The sequence below is a fragment of the Microbulbifer maximicatervae (SeqCode) genome (assembly GCF_052467615.1).
Genome location: NZ_CP174319.1, coordinates 3,270,230 through 3,288,456, shown reverse-complemented (window position 1 = coordinate 3,288,456; position 18,227 = coordinate 3,270,230). Strand labels below are relative to the sequence as shown.

Sequence of the window (18,227 nt, the reverse complement as noted above, 5' to 3'; positions counted from 1 at the left end):
CCGCAAGTCTTATAAGAAGCTTTATCGGTGTGACAATGCAAAAAGAAACTTCCAACCCCCTCGCTATTGCCGTATTGGGCGGCGGCAGTTTCGGAACCGCGATTGCTAACATTGTGGCGGGCAACGGCCACGACACCCGCCAGTGGATGCGCAGCGCGGAGACGGCGGCTGAGTGTCGCGACACTCGAGAAAACCATAAATACCTGCCCGGCGTGCCGCTGCACCCGGAATTACAACTTATCAGCGACCTGGAGCAAGCGGTCGATGGTTGCAGTATTGTTTTTGTCGCGATACCCAGTAAGTCCTTTCGCGAGGTGGTAAAAAAAGTAGCGCCGCTGTTGGCGCCGGGCACCATGCTGATCTCCACTACTAAGGGAATCGAGCACGACAACTTCCACTTAATGAGCGATATCCTGCGCGAGGAAACCACCGACATGCGTGTCGGGGTCTTGAGCGGACCAAATTTTGCAAAAGAAATTGTTGCGGGGCACTACACTGCAACGGTGGTGGCCAGTGAAGACGAGGCACTTTGCAAAGCGATTCAATCGGCGCTGCACTCGGAGACTTTCCGGGTTTATTCCAGTAACGATGTGTTTGGAGTCGAGCTTGCCGGTGCGCTGAAAAATATCTACGCGATTATCACTGGTATGGCTGCGGCACTGGAGCGCGGGCAAAATACCATCAGTTTATTGATCACCCGCTCCCTGGCAGAAATGATGCGTTTTGCCGAAGCGATGGGTGCCGATCCCATGACGTTTATCGGCCTCGCCGGTGTTGGCGACTTGATTCTGACCTGTTCCTCAGACCTCAGCCGAAATTATCGGGTGGGGTATATGGTCGGTAAAGGCAAGCAGCTCGATCAGGCTGTCGCAGAAATCGGTCAGGTGGCCGAAGGTGTGAATACGGTTCGTCTGATTAAACAGAAAGCCGACGAAATGGGTGTCTACATGCCCTTGGTTTCCGCGATTCACGCCATATTATTTGAACAGCGGCCGATTCCTGAGGTGATTCGTAATTTGATGTCGGGCGCGCAAACTTTTGATGTGGCCTACTCGGCCAAGCCTTAAATGGAAGCCTCATATGAAAAATGACGATCTAAAGCGCAATCTTACTTCCGGCAACCAGTGGGTGCGCCTTATCTATATGGTGCTGTTTGCAGTGTGCCTTCAGGTTGCCGCGTGGTTACTGATGGCGGTAGTGATACTGCAATTCCTGTTTTCGATTATCAGCGGGAAATCCAACGATAATCTGCGTCGCTTTGGCGATCAGCTCGCCTCCTATGTTTACCAGGCGATCCAGTTCCTGATCTACAACTCCGACGAAAAGCCTTTCCCGTTTGCCGAGTGGCCTGAATCTGAAGTAGAGGATTTGTCTGGTTACGAGGGCGCCGAAGATGTTTCTGCAGAAGTGGTTTCTACGGAAGTAAAGCGTGAAAAGGACAAGGCTGAAGACGAAGCCGAGGATGCTATTATCCTGGGTAGCTCCGAGCCCGAGAGCAGTGAAAAGCCCGAGCTGGTAGAGGAAAGTGCCGACGACGCCGACAAACCTGTCGACAAGAATTGATCGCTTTTCCTATCGCTAATTTATCCGGTGCCTTATCCGTGGGCACCGGATAAATATCCGCAGCCCTCCCTACGAATATTCCCGCAGATATCGATAAAGTAACAACCCATCCTTGAGGAAGCCCCATGCAGCTGTTTATTTTGCGTCACGGTAAAGCGGAGCCCATGCTCGCCAATGATGCAGAGAGAGCCCTGACAGAGCGCGGGCGCAGGCAGGTTGCACAGGTTTGTAAAAAACGCGCCGAGGAACTGGCGGCGGTAAAGGCAATTTGGGCCAGCCCATTTGTACGCACCCAGGAAACCGCTGAGATTGCTGCCGCCCAATTGGGATTGCCCGTTATTACCGAACCGCTGCTGATCGGCAATATCCACCCACAGCAACTGCTCGACCATTTGCAAACCCAGGATACCTTTCCGCTTCTGCTGGTTAGTCACCAGCCTCTGGTGGGCAGTCTGCTCAATGGCCTCTGTGGCAGCGGTAACGAGCACCCGATGGGCACTTCCAGCCTCGCCTGTGTCAGTGCGGATGTATGGGCTAATGGCTGCGCTGACCTAGAGTGGTTGCAGCACGCAGAGTAACTTTTCCGGTTGTGTCTGCCAGTAAATCCCTATTGCGCTGATCACAACTGTCATTGCGGATGTTGTTGGTGGGCCGCACCATTTCACCACCTGTTTTTAGTCACTATCCGGTGGATATCACTTTGGCGACAAATCAAATCACTCCCCGTGAAATCACCCTTGAGTTTGATCACAAGTCGATTGCCGCACGCCAGTGGGGCGATCCGGAGGGAGAGCCGGTAATTGCTCTTCACGGCTGGTTGGATAACTGTGCCACCTTCAGTCGGCTGGCTCCCCTGCTGAGCGGAATTAATCTGGTAGCGATAGATATGCCGGGCCACGGACGCAGCTATCACCGCTCACTCGATGCCAACTACAACATCTGGGAAGAGGCGGAAGATATTTTGGGGGCGGTGCACGCGCTCGGCTGGCGCAAGTTCTCCATTGTGGCGCACTCCCGAGGTGCTATTGCCGGGGTGATTACCGCTGGTGCTTTTCCCGATCGGGTAAAGCGCCTGGCACTGATCGATGGCCTGGTACCTCCCTCCACCGAAGATGAAAAAGCTCCGGAGAACCTGGCCAAGGCCATTGCCCAGAGAGCCCGTTACGGCACGCGCAAGCTGCGGGTATACGGTACCTTCGAAGAGGCGGTCGAAGCGCGAAAGAATGGCATGTTCCCGCTAACTGAGTGGGCTGCGCAGGTACTGACCGAGCGGGGCACCCGGGAAGTGGAGGGTGGCTATATGTGGAGTAATGATCCCCGGCTGATGGCGGCTTCCACGGCCAAGCTCAATGAGCCGCAGATTAAAGCTTACTTATCCCGATTGAAGATGCCGGTGCAGTTGGTTCTCGCTGAAGACGGTATCGCAGATATGCTCAAGCGCCTGCGCCCTGTACTGCAAGAGTTTCCGGGTATTGAGGCACGTGAGATTCCCGGAAGCCACCACTTACACTTGGAGGAGAGTGGTGCCCAGGCGATTGCAGAGTGGTTTGGGCCTTTCTTGCGCGGTGAAACCGCTTAGAAGGGAACCCGCTTGGAATAGCAGCTGGCATCCATCTCCCGCACCTCTACCGAGACTGCGGGAACTCCCTCGGCAAATTGGCACAGGCTGTTAAAAACAGCCGAGCTCAATGCCTCCCTTTCCCGCGTAGAGCGCCCTTCAAGCAAGCGGATCTCTGCGTGGATAAAGCTGTTGCCATTGTCCCCAGCGATAAATTGGTCGTAGGACTTGGCGCGGGTCTTGATATTGTGGGAGGCGAACAAACCGGAACGGTGCATCGCCTCCTGAGCCGAGCTGACCAGTGCAGCGACAGAAATCTTCTCTTCCAGATTTTTCGCATACTCTATGATCAGGTGAGGCATAGCGGTCACTCCTCGGTCAAAGCGGCCCTGGCGGCCGCTGGGTACCTGTGGCGTTTACTGGCGCAGCAGGGAGAGGAACTCGTTGCGGGTGGCCTGGTTGCTGCGGAAAGTACCGAGCATAGCCGAAGTCTTCATCACAGAGTTCTGTTTTTCCACACCGCGCATCATCATGCACATATGCTTGGCTTCGATGATCACGCCGACACCGGCAGCACCGGTAACGTTTTGCAGGGTCTCGGCGATCTCTACGGTCAGCTGCTCCTGGATCTGCAGGCGGCGCGCAAACATATCCACAATGCGTGCTACCTTGGACAGGCCAACGACCTTGCCATTGGGAATATAGGCTACGTGGGCGCGGCCGATAAACGGCAGCAGGTGGTGCTCACACAGGGAGTAGAGTTCGATATCCTTAACCAACACCATTTCGCTGCAGTCGGACGGGAAGAGCGCGTCGTTGACTACATCTTCCACGGTCTGTTTATAGCCGCGGGTCAGGTATTCCATGGCTTTGGCGGCGCGCTCCGGGGTGTCTTTGAGCCCAGGGCGTTGCGGATCTTCGCCGATTGCTTCAATAATTCGCGCGTAATGTTCGTTCATGCTGCTCTTTCCAACATCTCAGCCCGAAGGGCGGGTGCGCTACCCTAAGCGTTTGTAACCCGAGAGTAAAGATCCACGCGGCCCGAGGAGCTTGTTAGCTGTTATTTGACGACCACTGACGAAGGCTATTTTGTTAGCAGGGCGGAGCGAAGTTGGGCGGAAAAATGGCTTAGGGCCTTTAGGTAGCAGCTGTAAAATGGCCACTTAACCTTACTCGTCGCTTATTTGGTGTGAGCAAACTACACTCCCCGGGCATTGATTGGCCCCTCTGCAGCAGCAACAGAGGGCACCCGCTAGTGACAGTGGGCCCCGACGAGATACAAAGCACTTAAGGATAGATTGATGATAGAAAGGCGTGAAACAAGCCTCCACGAACTGACCACGGTTTTGGACTATATCCGCTGGGGGACCAGCCGATTCAATGAGGCCGACCTCTACTACGGCCATGGCACCGACAACGCCTGGGACGAGGCCGTTTTACTGGTAACCCACGCCCTGCATCTCCCCCCTTACAGTAAGCCGGAGATACTCCAGGCCCGTTTGACCATGGAGGAGCGCCGCGACGTACTCACTATCCTGGAGCGGCGCTTTAGCGAGCGGGTACCGGCGGCCTACCTGACCAAGGAAGCGCACTTCTGCGATATGACATTTTATGTGGACGAGCGGGTACTGGTACCCCGTTCACCGATTGGCGAGATGATTCGCCACAACTTCCAGCCCTGGCTCAATGTTGAGCCCCTAGCGATTCTGGACCTCTGTTGTGGTAGCGGTTGTATCGGTATCGCCTGTGCCGAGGCCTTCCCGGAAGCGCGTGTCGATGTGAGCGATATTTCCGAGGACGCGATCGAAGTTGCACAGATCAATATCAATCGTCACGAGTTGAACGAACGCGTGCGCGCAGTGCAGTCGGATCTATTTTCCGGCCTGCACGGAATGAGTTACGAGTTGATCGTGTGCAACCCGCCCTATGTCGATGCCCGCGATCTGACTGAAATGCCCAAGGAATACCACGCTGAGCCGGATATAGCCCTGGGCTCTGGCGATGACGGTCTCGATTTTACCCGCCGCCTGCTGCGCGAGGCTGCCAACCACTTACAGCCCGACGGCCTGTTGATCTGCGAAGTGGGCAATAGCTGGGAAGCCCTGGAAAAAGCCTTCCCGGAGGTGCCGTTTATGTGGCCCGAGTTTGAGGATGGTGGCCACGGTGTTTTTGCCATCAGCCGGGAAGAACTGCTCGCCTACCAACCCTACTTCGAAAAGGAATAATTCCTTTTGCCTCCCCGGCAATCTCGGTTGCCGGGTTATGTGTACAAGCCCGGTTCTGCGGACACTTGTGCTTTTTGCCCCAGTCTGCGCACTGGGGCGGGCAGATCATTTATAATGCGCGCCCCTATTGTGGGCCATCCTGTTTTACCACCTACTAGCTGGAAAAGTCGTCTATGTCGGGCAATACCTTTGGCAAGCTGTTTTGTGTCACCACCTTTGGCGAAAGCCACGGCCCCGCGCTCGGCTGTATCGTCGATGGATGCCCTCCGGGTCTGGAGATTAGTGAAGAAGAAATTCAGCGAGAGCTGGACCGCCGCAAGCCGGGCACTTCCCGCTATACCACCCAGCGCCGCGAGCCCGACCAGGTAAAAATCCTTTCCGGTGTTTTCGAGGGAAAAACCACCGGCACGCCTATTGGTCTGTTGATTGAAAATACCGACCAGCGCTCCAAGGACTACAGCAATATCGCTGAACAGGTAAGGCCAGCCCATGCCGATTTCACCTATTGGCAAAAATACGGCATTCGCGACTACCGTGGGGGTGGTCGATCCTCCGCCCGTGAAACTGCCATGCGGGTTGCCGCTGGGGCCATCGCCAAAAAATGGCTAAAACAAAAATATGGCATTGAAGTGCGCGGTTATCTCTCGCAATTGGGCCCGATCAAAGTACAAAAGCTGGATTGGGACCAAGTAGAGCAAAACCCCTTCTTTTGCCCGGATGCTGATCGGGTCCCCGAAATGGAGACCTATATGCAGGAGCTGATCAAAGAGGGGAACTCCATTGGTGCGCGTATCTCAGTACACGCCAGCGGCGTCCCAGCCGGACTGGGTGAACCTATTTTTGATCGCCTGGATGCAGATCTGGCCCACGGCTTAATGAGCATTAACGCGGTAAAAGGCGTGGAAATTGGAGCTGGCTTTGACAGCGTGGAGCAAAAGGGCACTGAGCACCGAGATGAGATCACTCCAGAAGAAGGGTTCCTGTCGAATAATGCGGGTGGTGTGTTGGGTGGTATTTCCAGTGGCCAGGATATCATTGCCCATATCGCCCTGAAGCCGACTTCCAGTTTGCGCATTCCCGGCCGCAGCGTTGACCGCTCCGGCAATCCCATTGAAGTCGTTACCAAAGGCCGCCACGACCCCTGTGTTGGTATTCGAGCAACGCCTATCGCCGAAGCCATGATGGCCCTGGTTCTGATCGATCACGCACTGCGCCACCGCGCGCAAAACGGAGATGTAACACCGGGATAATTCGATCGGCTTTTTTCTATTGGATACCGGCGAAAGCCCGGTATCCAATCTCTTCGCTACTAAGATGCAGCCAATAAGCCAAGCCCCTGGGCTTCCCCCACCTTGCTCCCAGCAAAATAGTTAGCTCCAGCCTCCTCAATTTTATTAATGTTGCGCAGTCGGTCTGAAGGGCTTAAAACGCCTTTATTTCCCCGATTTACGACATGGGTATAAATTTCAGTAGTACTAACATCCGAATGCCCTAGCAGTTCCTGAATCGTGCGCAGGTCATAACCCGCTTCGAGCAAGTGAGTCGCAAAGCTATGGCGAAATGCATGGCAACGAGCCGGTTTGTTGACTCCCGCCAGCTTGACAGCTATACGAACCTGGCGCGCTAAAGTTGACGCGTGCATATGGTGCCTTCTGTTTTCACCGGAGCGAGGACATTGGCCGATGGTGCTGGAAGGGAAAAGGTATTGCCAAGCCAGTTGTCGGCTTGCACTTGGATACTTTCGTTCCAAAGCGTTAGGTAAATAAACCGAACCAAAACCAGCCAAAAGATCTTGTTGGTGTAATAGGGAAACAGACTCCACCTGCCTATGTAGCTGCACAATTAACCCATTAGGTAATATCGTAGTGCGATCCTTATCCCCCTTACCACCTCGAACAAAAATATTATTGCTGTCGAAGTCTATATCCTTTATACGCAAAGAAAGCAGTTCGGCGCTGCGAAGGCCGCTACCATACATTAGCTCAACCTGTAATCTGTAGGTGCCTTCAAGGTGATCCAAAATTGCTGATATTTCTCTACGGCTATAAACCACGGGCAAGTACTTTTGTTGTTTTGCCAGTTTAAAGTCCAGAGCCTGAATATCCCTACCTAAGAATCTCTTGTACAGATATATCAAAGCGTTCAGAGCTATTCGCTGTGTATTTGCTGAGCAAAGGCCCTGAACTGCAAGGTGAGAGAGAAACGTCTCAATCTCAACAGCTCCCATATCGTCAGGGTGCTTCTTTTTATTGAAATGAATAAAGCGTTTAATCCAATGGGTGTAAGTTTGCTCTGTTCGGTACGATAGTCCCTGCTTTCGAATATGAAATCGCAGATTGTCCATAAATCGTTCAGGCTTACCTGGGATTTTGTGGCGAATGTCGTCCATGATATTGCCCTTAGACTGTTTTTATATACAGTATTTGCTCTTTTGTCCTGCTGTCAATATCAGAATTCAAGAGAAGCTTCTCCTATTTCTGGAGGTGACGATCTATCTCTTTGATTTTTATAGGGTTGGTAATGTTATAAAGAGCAGAAAAAGCAGGTAGATATATAGCGCCTGCTATATATCTACCTGTTGAGAAATATGCCAAAGTTCTTAACTTTTTGATATTATTGGGTTTTTGAGGTTATCTTGAAAGAAGTGAGTAGAATTATATAGAAGGGTGATATAAAGACGCTTCTTTTGAATTAACTGTTAAATAGTTTATGAAATATTTATACACCCTGTTAATGATAGTTTTTCTTTGCTCTTGTGAGATTAGTAATGAAGGACCAAGAAGAGTTGAGTACTGGAAGACAGAAATAGAATCTATCAAGTCACATAGGTCGAAAATTGGTTATCTAATGGTTAAATATAAAGCGTTTGAGCCTATTTTTAACCCTTCTGAAAATACATTAACGATTGTTGACTCTGGTGAGGCTAATAGTATCGTCTGTAGTAGATGGCACTATATCATCACATTCAAGGCGGACTCTAAAGGGGTAGTTACTGAATCTACAATAGAGCAGGCTGGGACATGTTTGTAGGCCAGCTATTTAACAAAACCAAGCAGGCTCGTCCATCCCCTTCAGGTCTGGACTGGACAGCCTACGCTGCGTGCCTTGCACGCAAACGCTCCGGCTGCCCCTGTTGGCAACGTTATGTGTAAGGTCACCCATGATCGATTCGAACCAAATTTAAGCCTTGTACGAAAGTGAAAGAAGACAGGACCTTCTTGATCTATTGCTAGAGGAATCCCAATACACGATTCCTTTGAGGGATTATGATGGTGATGAAACAAGGCTGACGTTAGAAGAAAAAGAGTTGCGTGGATGTGCTATCGATCATTTGCGATTCGTCATCAGCTATGGTTTCGTACAAAGCGTGGTAAATGATAATGGTAAAATATACGCACCACGCTACCAAGAGTTCGAGAATTGGTTAAAAGCTGGATGTCCGGGGCTAATCAGCCTAGAAGTAGAAGCGTATTTAAATGATAACTCAGTCAACACATAACAAGCAGCGGCAGAGCGACAGCCAACGCTACGCACCTTTTGTGTTACTCGCTGGCGCTCAAACATTAACACAAATTGCGCTCCGCGCTGGCTGCGCCTGCGCTGAGCGTTATGAGTATTGATAGTATGGAAATGATCATAGAAAGCTCAGAAATATATAAGGCTCTTTCATTAAATTACAATAATCTAGAAATTTGGGATGATGATTTTATAGAAGATGGCTGGTCTTACTGGAATATAGTTTCTAACAATTCCGGTATAGTAAGAAAACTAGCATATTTAAGAATCAAAGATAATGCAGTTCAAAAGAGAACTTACGATGAGCAAGGTGATGACCTATGGGTTTCTGTAAAGTAGCTACTCATAACAAGTTGCTGCATTTCGTTCCGCCGCTTTCAGCGGCTACACCGGACTCGCCTTCGGCTCGCCGATGAGCAAGGCGTTATAGCTTCCAATCGGATCGAGATATTTAATGTTCAAACAAGTATGGAAAGGCTGGACTGCTAGTGTCTCAGTAATATTTACACCACTAATCTTAATTGCTGCCCTAATTCAGCCTGATGCCCCAGAAAATCTGCTTCTGGCTGTGCCTCTAGTTCCGGTCATTGCTGCTGGGCAGGGTGTTCTTATTGGTGCACTGGTGTGCTTTGGTCTCAAAATATTATCGTTTAAAAATTAGCATGGGGGCAAAAAGCTCTAACAAGTACAAGCAGGTTGCTATGGGCCTTTGGCCCTTCGCGAGACGGCCTACGCTTCGCTCCAGCCGCCCCTGTTGTAATCGTTATGTGCAAAACCAGATATGAAATTTGAAACGATAAATGTGAGGGATCTAAATCTCTCAGAGGCAAATGAGATTCAGTTTTTATATCCGTCAGAGCCTGATTGGAAGGCAGTTTCAGATGATACTCTGGTGGCTCTTATAAAGGATTATGTCTCAGAGCCAAATTGTGCAACTATCGCACTAGGCAAACTGAGCATTCGAAATCATCCGCTAACGAAGCCTCTTGCTAAATGGTTGCTGCAAGAAAAGCAAGCTGATGAATGGCTAAGGGAATCAGCGCAGGATACATTAGATGATGAGTAGCAGACACATAACAAAACGCTCAACTACACTCCGGCCGCAAGCGGCCTCCGTCGGACTGCCAAAAGCGTGCTTCGCACTGGCTGCCGGTTAGCTCAGCGTTATGTTTCACCATGAATGAGTTGTTAGCATATTTAGAGCAATGGAAAACCTCCAAATTAAAAATATTTGAGGCTGGGGACTATGCCGTCTCTATCACCGAGGAATTGGGGAATACGGTCAAATTTCGATACATCGAAATCGATGGAAACGGCCTTCTAGCAAGAGCAACACTTTGGAAAAGTGGTAGCTTGGTAGTTGAGGCAATCGATATTGAGTCAGAGAACCAAGTTTTTCAAAAGTCATTTGAAACACCTGAGCAATGGCAGCTAGATGACAAACTAAATTGGTGGCTAAGTGAGGTGGTTACGTATGAAGCTTAAAAACATAACAAAGCCAAGCACGGCCGCCAGCAAAGCTGGCTGGACCTACATTCCGCTGCTTCGCAGCTCCATTTCGGCCCGTGTTGGCGGCGTTATGAATAAAAACTATGTCTAATCTCAAAGACCGCCGATGGCGTCGAAAAGGCCTCGATAGAAAAATCGAGACTCCTTCATGGGGGGAGCTTGCTTTTGGGAAAAAGCTTTTCAATTTGCGGCATATGTTACTAGCTGTATTTACTAGTGGCTTCATATCTTTTGCAATGCTATATCAGCTTATAACCTATGGGCATTGGGAGGCCAAAGGAGCTAAAGTAGATGGTGCCGTGGGCTATGGTGTTGCCTTTTTCCTTCTAGTAATTTTCATAGCCCTACTTATTGCAACTATTAAAGACTGGCGGAGAGGCTAATGCATAACAAAAAGCAGCACGATTGCCCACAAAATATGTGGGCTGGACGGCCTACGCTTTGCTTCGGCCGCCCGTGTGCTAGGCGTTATATTACTCCATGAATTCAAAACTAAAGAAAAATGTTTTAGCCATAGTGGGGGTTGTAGGATTACTTCTCTGTGGGTTAGCTTTAATAAATATGCCGGTAGAGTTGCCCACGGAGCACCGAGGTGAATTTAGCGTTGTTGGGAAAATCGACTCTTGCGATTTCAAAGGCTTAACTAGACACTCGCCAAAATTTTTTGTGGGTATAGCTTTGCAAGATTCTGAAGAAATATATCGAGTTAACCCTTTGCATAAAGAGCGAAAGTTTTATGAATCTATTTGCTCTTCCAAGAGCTATGTACATATAAAATTCAGTGCTATAAAGCGTTTGGTTGGTCCAATAAGATTTTGGGTAACCCATATTAAAGCAACATAATATAACAAGCAGCGGCAGGGCGATAGCCAACGCTACGCACCTTTTGTGTTACTCGCTGTCGCTCAAACATTAACACAAAATGCGCTCCGCGCTGGCTGCGCCTGCGCTGGGCGTTATTGTGGCGGTCATTTTTTAGATGGTTTGTAGTTGCAGCAAGTAACACTCTCTACCTGAACACGCTTCGCCAGAGAGTTCTCCTTCAAACTGGTACCGCAGTTTCGTTCAAGTGCCTTCGTTTAAAGCCAACAAGTTCTGCAAGCCAGCTGCACCATTGTGGAGTGCCAATCAGCTAGTTAACTGGTGGGGAAAGTATGGTATTTTTCCCTGTAAATTTATCGGGCAGTGGCCAGCCAAAGTTGGCTGGCAGAGAGCAAGTAGGTCGTTCAGAGCGCGCCAGCTATAACCAGGCCAGGCAAGATCGCCTAGCCGGTGGCTGGGCTGGACAGCCTACGCTTTGCTTCGGCTGCCCTTGCTGGCAACGTTAAGCATACAAATCATGAGAATAACTTTCGAAAAAGACGATTCTGAATATATTGCTTCCGATGATGCTGATGGTAGATTTTATCTAGATAAAAACGGTGTTGTTCTATATTTAGGGCCAGATGAGTTAGAACCATGGAGCGTTAATACAAGAATCGAAAATTTTCGTCATTCGGTTGAAGCTTACAATAAATACGTAATTGAAATTGAATCTAAAGAAACAGAGCAAGAGCAACTAATAATTGTTACCAAATTTAATGAGGCGATTCTAGCAATCGAAGATTACAGAGGCCACAATAAATCATATTGGTCTTGTATTATTCAGCAAGCGGAAGCGGGGCAAATATAAGTGCTTAACAAGGCCAGGCAAATTGCTCCGGGCCTTCGGCCCTTCGCGGGACAGCTTATCTTGTGCACCTTTTGCGCAGGTCGCTTTGCTCCCATTTTTGCGCAAAATGCGCACAAGATAAGCTGCCCCTGCTGGCGGCGTTATGTGCAAAACCAAAATTAGAGAAAAAGATGGATATTGAAGTCGCAAGACACGTAGTAAAAACCGCCTTTAGAAGCTCGTCAGAACTTACCAATCTCTATGCTTTCATAAACGAGCACTGCGATGATGAGACTCTAAAAGAATCTCTAAAGTCATCTCTGGCCCAGGTTATTGCCGATATCGGATACAATTTCAACAAAAAAATCACTGATATACATCCAGAGGTTCAAGAAGAAATTGATCATAGCATTGAGACTTATGGCTTTCTTATTAGGCAGTAGACACATAACAAGTCAATGAACTTCGCGCCTTCGGCGCCGGACAGCTTACACTGCGCTTCGCTCCGTTCCAGCTGCCGGTTATTGAGGCGTTATGTGTAGTCGTATAAATATTTCAATATAAGGGGGAGGTTACATGGCAAATGTTCCAGGACCACAGCCGGATATTCAACACTGTCCTGTATGCAGGCAGTTACTAAGAAATGTGCCGCGAGCTGAAATGGCGTCACCGGGTTACCGCCGAGCAGATGGAACTGTATCAGAGCATACACACACATATGATTGTGCATCTTGTGATAATCGGTTTGAGATTAATCAAAGCAGGTAAGCACATAACAAGCGGTTGTAGTCGCAGCGAAAGATGCGGCTGGGACGGCCTACGCTGCGCTCCGGCCGCCCCTAAACCGAGCGTTATGTGTAAATCGAAATGAGAATATTACTTCTATTTTTAATAATTTTATTAATCGGATGTTCAAGCCAAATCACGTATGAAGATGCTTTGCGAGCGGCTGAAGTACAGGAAGATCAACTCGGTGATGGTTGGTATTCTAAACATCCGGGCTTTGCTGAGTGTATTGCAGCCAAAGTGCAAGAGTCAGAAGGACTTTGCCGTGATTCTACTGCTGGGGAGAGAAATGAGATTATGGTCATAGAATTTAATGAGAACGGTCGGGTGATAAATACTTTCTATGAAGGTAAAGATCAGCATCTCAGATGTATGGAAAAAGAAACCATCGACATAGTGTGTCCGAACCCTCCACTGCCTAATTTGTTCGGAATATTAGAAGTAGACGTATCGTACAGCGAGTAAAAATACACATCACAAGTTTGTCCAGTTGATGTGTTGGTCTGCGCTTCGTTTTGAGGCGGCTTCGCCACTTTACTCTAAAACTACACTACAACCAAAGCACAACTGACAAAGCTGTTATATTTTAAGGCAGCTAACATGAAATATATAATTACCCTCATCTTGGTTGTATCAACTCAAGCAATAGCAAATTCAGCTTATATCAATGAAATCCCTGACTTCACTCAAACGGATATCATTCAAAAAAAGTATGGCTATGGTAAACAGCTATGTGGCCCAGTAGCAGCATCAAACTCTCTTTTCTGGCTTAACAACCAGAGACTGGATCAAATAACATTGATTAAGAGACTTGCATCAAAAAATTACATGAATACCAGTTTAAACAATGGAACTGGTACAAGCGGCATGCTACGAGGTATTGATAAAATTTCTAATGAATTATTTGGGAGAGTTAAATTACTTGAATATCAAGGTTGGAGAAAGCATCCAGCCCAATATTCAAATGGCGCTAAAGTTCCATCAGTTCAATGGCTTAAAGAAGGTGTTAACAGTAATTCGACTGTGTTGATCAATGTTGGGTGGTACAAACTAGATGGTATTGATACATATAAAAGAGTGGGTGGTCATTGGGTCACTCTTGTGGGTTACACCTCAGGCTCTTTAATTATCCACGACCCTGCACCTCGAGCTGGTTCATCATTCGCTAATGAGTATGTTAAGGTTTCAACTATCCAAAGTGGCACTCTAACTGGAAACAAAAAAGGCCTACCAAGACCAGCTATAGGCTATATCCAACTTGGCCAAGGTATGCATATTAAAAGTAGCACAGACCTTGCATTAATTGATGGTGCAATAAAGTTAAAAATCTAAACATAACAAGCGCGTGAATTTCATTCCAGCCCTACGGGCTTTCACCGGACTGGGCACGCTCCGCGCGCCCAGTCGATTATGCGGGCGTTAAGCAGCACTAATATGGAGAATCTCGCTAAAGCAACAATTAACGCATTGATGTTTTTTGAGTTATGTGAGGATGAAGAACTCGATCCTGACATGGCTTTGAAAATGTCGGAAAGTCTGCTAGCTGAGATTGATAGTGCTTCTCCCCAAGAGAAAGAGGCACTGCTTGAAGCTGTAGGTGAGCTATTGGAGCACGAGAAGTCTGGCTCTAGTCGTGATGACCTAGTTGAGTTTTTGAAAGGTTTTGATAAAAGCTATTTTCCAAACTGTTAGCTATGAGTCACCATATCTGCTTAACAAGCTTGGCCATGCCAAGGGCGTTATGTGGCTAAATCAAAATAACCATGAATATAAAGTTTGCTGAAAAATCAGATATTGAACAGATATTGCCTATCTTCAGAGAGTTGGAAGAGTATTATTTTGGTGATAAAGCCGCTTCTTTAAGAGAAATTGAAGATTACTTCCAAAACAAAGTCTTCTCAGAAGTATCAGGAGTTCAAGTCCTCCTAGCAAAGGATGTGTCAGACAAGGTTGTTGGTTTCGCAACAATCGCTGTCTTATATCCTGCTCCAAAGCTTTCTGGTCAAGTCTATATGAAGGATCTATTTACATCTTCATCATCGAGAGGTCTTGGAGTTGGAAAGCAGCTTATGAAATTTATTGCCAAATATGCTCTTGAAAATGACTGTAATCGTCTTGACTGGACAGCGGAAAGTTCAAACCCAGCAGCTGGCGAGTTCTATGTTTCAATTGGTGCAGAGCAAATCAAAGAAAAGCAATATTTCAGGTTCGAGGGTTCTGCTCTCAACACCTTTGCAACCGCCACATAACAAGTGGGTCAAGGTGACTGCGCCTGCGGCGCAGCACCTTACCCAAGCGTTAGCAATAATAAGTAATTTGGAGTTTTTATGAATGTGTCAATGGGGAAAACCAAGTGGCAAAAGTTCGAAAATTATGCCCTTTTAATTATCTTGGTACTGGTAGGCTTGGGTTATGCTGCTTCAAAAATACCATCTTTGTTTTCTCCTGATGAGCGGCAAGTTGCTGTATCCGGTTACATTACGAATGCACAACAGAAGGGTATTTCTTGTAGTTATTCGGGCTTTGTATTTGATCGTAAATCTAAAGTAGAGAGAACATTTCTTACTTGCAATCCCAATAGTGTTATTCCTGGCGAAGTAAACTCCAAGGAAGAATTATTTAGTTCAATTGGTGAGCATGTGATAACTCCAGCTATTGAGTATCTCCCAAAAAATGAAATGGGCTTTGTTATCGCTATTACACAAATTGATCAAAACATGGTCGTTTGTACTAATGTCGAGCGTCAGGAAATCACGCAACAGTGGTTGGACTCTTATGACAATTACTGCATGCCTGGATAAAATTACTAACAAGGCGTTGCAGTGGACTCCCAAAGCTATGCACCTTTTTTGTGTAATTCGCTGCGCTCACATTATACACAAGGCGGTGCGCCGCTTCGGTCGCCTCTGAACGCGGCGTTATGTGTAAGGTCACCCATGATCGATTCGAACCAAATTAAAGCCTTGTACGAAAGTGAAAGAAGACAGGACCTTCTTGATCTATTGCTAGAGGAATCCCAATACACGATTCCTTTGAGGGATTATGATGGTGATGAAACAAGGCTGACGTTAGAAGAAAAAGAGTTGCGTGGATGTGCTATCGATCATTTGCGATTCGTCATCAGCTATGGTTTCGTACAAAGCGTGGTAAATGATAATGGTAAAATATACGCACCACGCTACCAAGAGTTCGAGAATTGGTTAAAAGCTGGATGTCCGGGGCTAATCAGCCTAGAAGTAGAAGCGTATTTAAATGATAACTCAGTCAACACATAACAAGCAGCGGCAGAGCGACAGCCAACGCTACGCACCTTTTGTGTTACTCGCTGGCGCTCAAACATTAACACAAATTGCGCTCCGCGCTGGCTGCGCCTGCGCTGAGCGTTAGGCGATGAGGGTTAAATAAAACCATGAATCGAAGATTTTATAAATCGTATGCTGAGGGCATGGAAGGTGAGGAAGGTGCATTCCTTTGTGAAGTTGTAGACCAGCTAATCGTGAGGCAAATTTACGTTATCGATGGATGCCATTTTTGGGCGACACCTGACACCGAAAATAATGAGGTATACTTTTTTACTGATCAACCGGAGTTTCCTGAGGGAGATATACCTCGTCTTGAGAAAGAGTTTGATCTTGTAGAATTAACGGAAGAAGAGTTTCTGAAAGTGTGGGAAATTGCACAGAAAGAAAATTATTGAACCGAGTTATGGGAGCAGCCGCCTAACAAGGCGTTGCAGACGGACAGTTTGTTCCACTGCTCAAATGTGTTGTCGCTACGCTATAATACATTTGCTCCGCTCCACAAACTGCTGCTGAACTTGGCGTTAAGAGTCAAAACATAGATATTCAATGAGTACTAATAAAGAGTTATTTTTACATGTAGTAAAGGTCTTAGGTTATCTGAATTTTGGGCTATTTATTCTGGGTTTCTTTAACTCAAAAGGTGGGAGTGACACTGTTGTACTGCTTCTGCCGGCCAGTTTAATCTTAGCAACAGCCGTCACTCTTGTTTATATTTTTGGCTTTAAGTATCTTCATTTGACTGGAAATAGCATGGACTATTGGTTTTGGTTCAGATCATATGTTTGGCTCATAGTAATTTTTGTATTCCTTGTAATTAGTATTGCTTCTATTGGGCACTTCGGAAATGAGAACTCTTAACAAAGTCAAGCACGATCGCCAGCAAAGCTGGCTGGACCTACATTCCGCAGCTTCGCTGCTCCATTTCGGCCCGTGTTGGCGGCGTTCAGTATCAGACAGAATTCCAGCTTAAGGAGTAGAGTGTGTCATTGTTAGATTCGTACCGTGGAAATGTGACAAGAAAGCGAGAAGAAATCGCAAAGCTGCAGCAGGGAAAAGCAAAAGAGCAAGCTAAGATTGCCAACCTCTCAGGGAAAATAAACTCCGCTTCACAAGCATTGTCCCGCACTAGTAGTGCAAGTACTGCAAAATCTAAGCTACGTGAAATCGAAAGACACCAAAAGGATCAGGCGACAGCCGAAAAGAAAGTTGCTGATTTAGATAACAAAATAGCACGAAAGCAGAAAGAACTTTCCGACGAACAAAAGAAAGTGACAAGGGAAGAGGAAAAAGAGAGTAAAAAAAGACTAAGGGAGTCGGATCGACAAGCTAGAGAGCACCAATCCCGAATGAATCAGATAAACAGAACTCTGGACAAGCATGAGGGGTTGCATCAGAGCACCATTGCTTCACTGAAAGCACTTCAAGATCTTCCTGAGAAAATAGTAGTTCTATTTTTAGCCTCGAATCCAGCAGATGCCCAACAGTTGAGGCTTGATGAAGAAGCACGTTCAATTGGCGATATGATTAGAAAAGCCAAGCACAGGGATTCGGTTTCATTTGAGAGTAGATGGGCAGTCCAGCCAATGGATATCCTGCAAGCAATAAATGAGTTAAATCCAACAATAGTTCATTTTAGTGGCCATGGGTCAGATTCTGACGAAATAGTATTTCAAGACACTAATGGCAATGCGAAGCTGGTTAGCAAAGAAGCTATAGTTCAAACCATGATGGCCTCATCTAGTGATATTCGTTTAGTCTTCTTTAATACATGCTATTCCTATAACCAAGCAGAAGCGGTCACCCATCATGTTGAAGCGGCCATAGGCATGAATACCAGCATTGGTGATGAGGCGGCTAGGATATTTTCATCACAATTCTATTCCGCTATAGGGTTTGGGCTTTCGGTCAAAAAAGCGTTTGATCAGGCTAAAGCCTTGGTGATGATGGAAGGTTTGGATGAAGAAAACACGCCAGAGCTTTTTGTTCAAGAGGGTCTGGACTCAAGTGATTTAATTATTGTACGGCCAGAGAACCTAGAAGAAAAATCTTTAGAACCGGCAGAGTAAATACTGAACAAGGCCATGCACCAGACTCCAGCGCTATCGCGCCTCCGCTGG

The 18,227-nt window shown here is 47.3% G+C and carries 27 protein-coding genes; 24 read left to right on the top strand and 3 right to left on the bottom strand.

Annotated elements, in window-relative coordinates; all coding sequences use genetic code 11:
• Window positions 1–35 precede the first annotated feature (35 nt).
• From ACJJIM_RS14575 to ACJJIM_RS14560, 4 genes are all read left to right on the top strand, one after another.
• Complete coding sequence (locus tag ACJJIM_RS14575) at window positions 36–1,067, top strand: NAD(P)H-dependent glycerol-3-phosphate dehydrogenase (RefSeq protein ID WP_444911344.1); 1,032 nt, start codon at window positions 36–38, stop codon at window positions 1,065–1,067.
• 13 nt (window positions 1,068–1,080) lie between these two features.
• Window positions 1,081–1,563 (top strand): DUF4389 domain-containing protein, encoded by a 483-nt coding sequence (locus tag ACJJIM_RS14570; protein WP_282933779.1) that lies wholly within the window; start codon window positions 1,081–1,083, stop codon window positions 1,561–1,563.
• 125 nt (window positions 1,564–1,688) lie between these two features.
• Entirely contained in the window at window positions 1,689–2,141 is a 453-nt protein-coding gene (gene sixA, locus ACJJIM_RS14565) for a phosphohistidine phosphatase SixA (protein WP_444911343.1), read from the top strand.
• A 68-nt stretch (window positions 2,142–2,209) separates the two neighbouring features.
• The gene (locus ACJJIM_RS14560; RefSeq protein WP_444911342.1) at window positions 2,210–3,142 is read left to right on the top strand and encodes an alpha/beta fold hydrolase; all 933 of its coding nucleotides are present in this window, start codon (window positions 2,210–2,212) and stop codon (window positions 3,140–3,142) included.
• Here ACJJIM_RS14560 and ACJJIM_RS14555 read toward each other — a convergent pair.
• Together ACJJIM_RS14555 and folE are read right to left on the bottom strand one after the other, a co-directional pair.
• The gene (locus ACJJIM_RS14555; protein WP_282933776.1) at window positions 3,139–3,483 is read right to left on the bottom strand and encodes a 5-carboxymethyl-2-hydroxymuconate Delta-isomerase; all 345 of its coding nucleotides are present in this window, start codon (window positions 3,481–3,483) and stop codon (window positions 3,139–3,141) included. The genes ACJJIM_RS14560 and ACJJIM_RS14555 overlap by 4 nt on opposite strands.
• 54 nt (window positions 3,484–3,537) lie before the next feature.
• Complete coding sequence (gene folE, locus ACJJIM_RS14550; RefSeq protein ID WP_282933775.1) at window positions 3,538–4,080, bottom strand: GTP cyclohydrolase I FolE; 543 nt, start codon at window positions 4,078–4,080, stop codon at window positions 3,538–3,540.
• A 342-nt stretch (window positions 4,081–4,422) separates the two neighbouring features.
• Here folE and prmB point away from each other — a divergent pair, with 342 nt between their 5' ends.
• Both prmB and aroC read left to right on the top strand, forming a co-directional pair.
• Entirely contained in the window at window positions 4,423–5,346 is a 924-nt protein-coding gene (gene prmB / locus ACJJIM_RS14545; protein ID WP_444911341.1) for a 50S ribosomal protein L3 N(5)-glutamine methyltransferase, read from the top strand.
• A gap of 173 nt (window positions 5,347–5,519) precedes the next feature.
• A complete protein-coding gene (aroC, locus tag ACJJIM_RS14540) occupies window positions 5,520–6,596 on the top strand; it encodes a chorismate synthase (RefSeq protein WP_108734111.1) in 1,077 nt (358 codons plus the stop codon).
• Window positions 6,597–6,655: 59 nt separating this feature from the next.
• On the opposite strand, the gene ACJJIM_RS14535 is transcribed toward aroC, so the two are convergent.
• Window positions 6,656–7,735, bottom strand: a complete 1,080-nt coding sequence (locus tag ACJJIM_RS14535; protein WP_444911340.1) for an integron integrase — start codon at window positions 7,733–7,735, stop codon at window positions 6,656–6,658.
• Window positions 7,736–8,572: 837 nt separating this feature from the next.
• Between ACJJIM_RS14535 and ACJJIM_RS14530 the strand changes: the two genes are divergently transcribed.
• The 18 genes from ACJJIM_RS14530 (at window position 8,573) to ACJJIM_RS14445 (ending at window position 18,176) form a co-directional block, all read left to right on the top strand.
• On the top strand, window positions 8,573–8,845 hold the full coding sequence (locus tag ACJJIM_RS14530; protein WP_444911339.1) for a hypothetical protein: 273 nt from the start codon (window positions 8,573–8,575) through the stop codon (window positions 8,843–8,845).
• A 110-nt stretch (window positions 8,846–8,955) separates the two neighbouring features.
• Window positions 8,956–9,201, top strand: coding sequence for a hypothetical protein (locus tag ACJJIM_RS14525; protein WP_444911338.1), 246 nt, complete (start codon window positions 8,956–8,958; stop codon window positions 9,199–9,201).
• 115 nt (window positions 9,202–9,316) lie between these two features.
• Window positions 9,317–9,523, top strand: a complete 207-nt coding sequence (locus ACJJIM_RS14520) for a hypothetical protein (protein WP_444911337.1) — start codon at window positions 9,317–9,319, stop codon at window positions 9,521–9,523.
• A 120-nt stretch (window positions 9,524–9,643) separates the two neighbouring features.
• Window positions 9,644–9,928, top strand: a complete 285-nt coding sequence (locus ACJJIM_RS14515; protein ID WP_444911336.1) for a hypothetical protein — start codon at window positions 9,644–9,646, stop codon at window positions 9,926–9,928.
• Window positions 9,929–10,038: 110 nt separating this feature from the next.
• Window positions 10,039–10,347: an immunity protein TriTu family protein gene (locus ACJJIM_RS14510; protein ID WP_444911335.1), complete on the top strand. Its 309-nt coding sequence runs from the start codon at window positions 10,039–10,041 to the stop codon at window positions 10,345–10,347.
• Window positions 10,337–10,462 carry a hypothetical protein gene (locus tag ACJJIM_RS14505; protein ID WP_444911334.1) on the top strand — a complete coding sequence of 42 codons (126 nt, stop codon included), beginning with the start codon at window positions 10,337–10,339 and terminating at the stop codon, window positions 10,460–10,462. Before ACJJIM_RS14510 ends, ACJJIM_RS14505 begins: the two co-directional genes overlap by 11 nt.
• Window positions 10,455–10,754 (top strand): hypothetical protein, encoded by a 300-nt coding sequence (locus tag ACJJIM_RS14500; protein WP_252082806.1) that lies wholly within the window; start codon window positions 10,455–10,457, stop codon window positions 10,752–10,754. The genes ACJJIM_RS14505 and ACJJIM_RS14500 overlap by 8 nt, the downstream gene beginning before the upstream one ends.
• Before the next feature lie 97 nt (window positions 10,755–10,851).
• The gene (locus ACJJIM_RS14495; RefSeq protein WP_444911333.1) at window positions 10,852–11,214 is read left to right on the top strand and encodes a hypothetical protein; all 363 of its coding nucleotides are present in this window, start codon (window positions 10,852–10,854) and stop codon (window positions 11,212–11,214) included.
• A gap of 496 nt (window positions 11,215–11,710) precedes the next feature.
• On the top strand, window positions 11,711–12,043 hold the full coding sequence (locus ACJJIM_RS14490) for a hypothetical protein (protein WP_444911332.1): 333 nt from the start codon (window positions 11,711–11,713) through the stop codon (window positions 12,041–12,043).
• A 170-nt stretch (window positions 12,044–12,213) separates the two neighbouring features.
• A complete protein-coding gene (locus ACJJIM_RS14485) occupies window positions 12,214–12,465 on the top strand; it encodes a hypothetical protein (RefSeq protein ID WP_444911331.1) in 252 nt (83 codons plus the stop codon).
• Between the two features lie 424 nt (window positions 12,466–12,889).
• Window positions 12,890–13,273, top strand: a complete 384-nt coding sequence (locus tag ACJJIM_RS14480) for a hypothetical protein (RefSeq protein WP_444911330.1) — start codon at window positions 12,890–12,892, stop codon at window positions 13,271–13,273.
• 135 nt (window positions 13,274–13,408) lie between these two features.
• The gene (locus tag ACJJIM_RS14475) at window positions 13,409–14,140 is read left to right on the top strand and encodes a C39 family peptidase (RefSeq protein ID WP_444911329.1); all 732 of its coding nucleotides are present in this window, start codon (window positions 13,409–13,411) and stop codon (window positions 14,138–14,140) included.
• Window positions 14,141–14,242: 102 nt separating this feature from the next.
• Complete coding sequence (locus ACJJIM_RS14470; RefSeq protein WP_444911328.1) at window positions 14,243–14,500, top strand: hypothetical protein; 258 nt, start codon at window positions 14,243–14,245, stop codon at window positions 14,498–14,500.
• A 71-nt stretch (window positions 14,501–14,571) separates the two neighbouring features.
• Window positions 14,572–15,057, top strand: a complete 486-nt coding sequence (locus ACJJIM_RS14465) for a GNAT family N-acetyltransferase (RefSeq protein WP_444911327.1) — start codon at window positions 14,572–14,574, stop codon at window positions 15,055–15,057.
• A gap of 78 nt (window positions 15,058–15,135) precedes the next feature.
• A complete protein-coding gene (locus tag ACJJIM_RS14460) occupies window positions 15,136–15,609 on the top strand; it encodes a hypothetical protein (RefSeq protein WP_444911326.1) in 474 nt (157 codons plus the stop codon).
• Window positions 15,610–15,744: 135 nt separating this feature from the next.
• On the top strand, window positions 15,745–16,083 hold the full coding sequence (locus ACJJIM_RS14455) for a hypothetical protein (protein ID WP_444911325.1): 339 nt from the start codon (window positions 15,745–15,747) through the stop codon (window positions 16,081–16,083).
• Window positions 16,084–16,217: 134 nt separating this feature from the next.
• A complete protein-coding gene (locus ACJJIM_RS14450; RefSeq protein WP_444911324.1) occupies window positions 16,218–16,505 on the top strand; it encodes a hypothetical protein in 288 nt (95 codons plus the stop codon).
• Window positions 16,506–17,090: 585 nt separating this feature from the next.
• A complete protein-coding gene (locus ACJJIM_RS14445; RefSeq protein ID WP_444911323.1) occupies window positions 17,091–18,176 on the top strand; it encodes a CHAT domain-containing protein in 1,086 nt (361 codons plus the stop codon).
• Window positions 18,177–18,227: the final 51 nt, after the last annotated feature.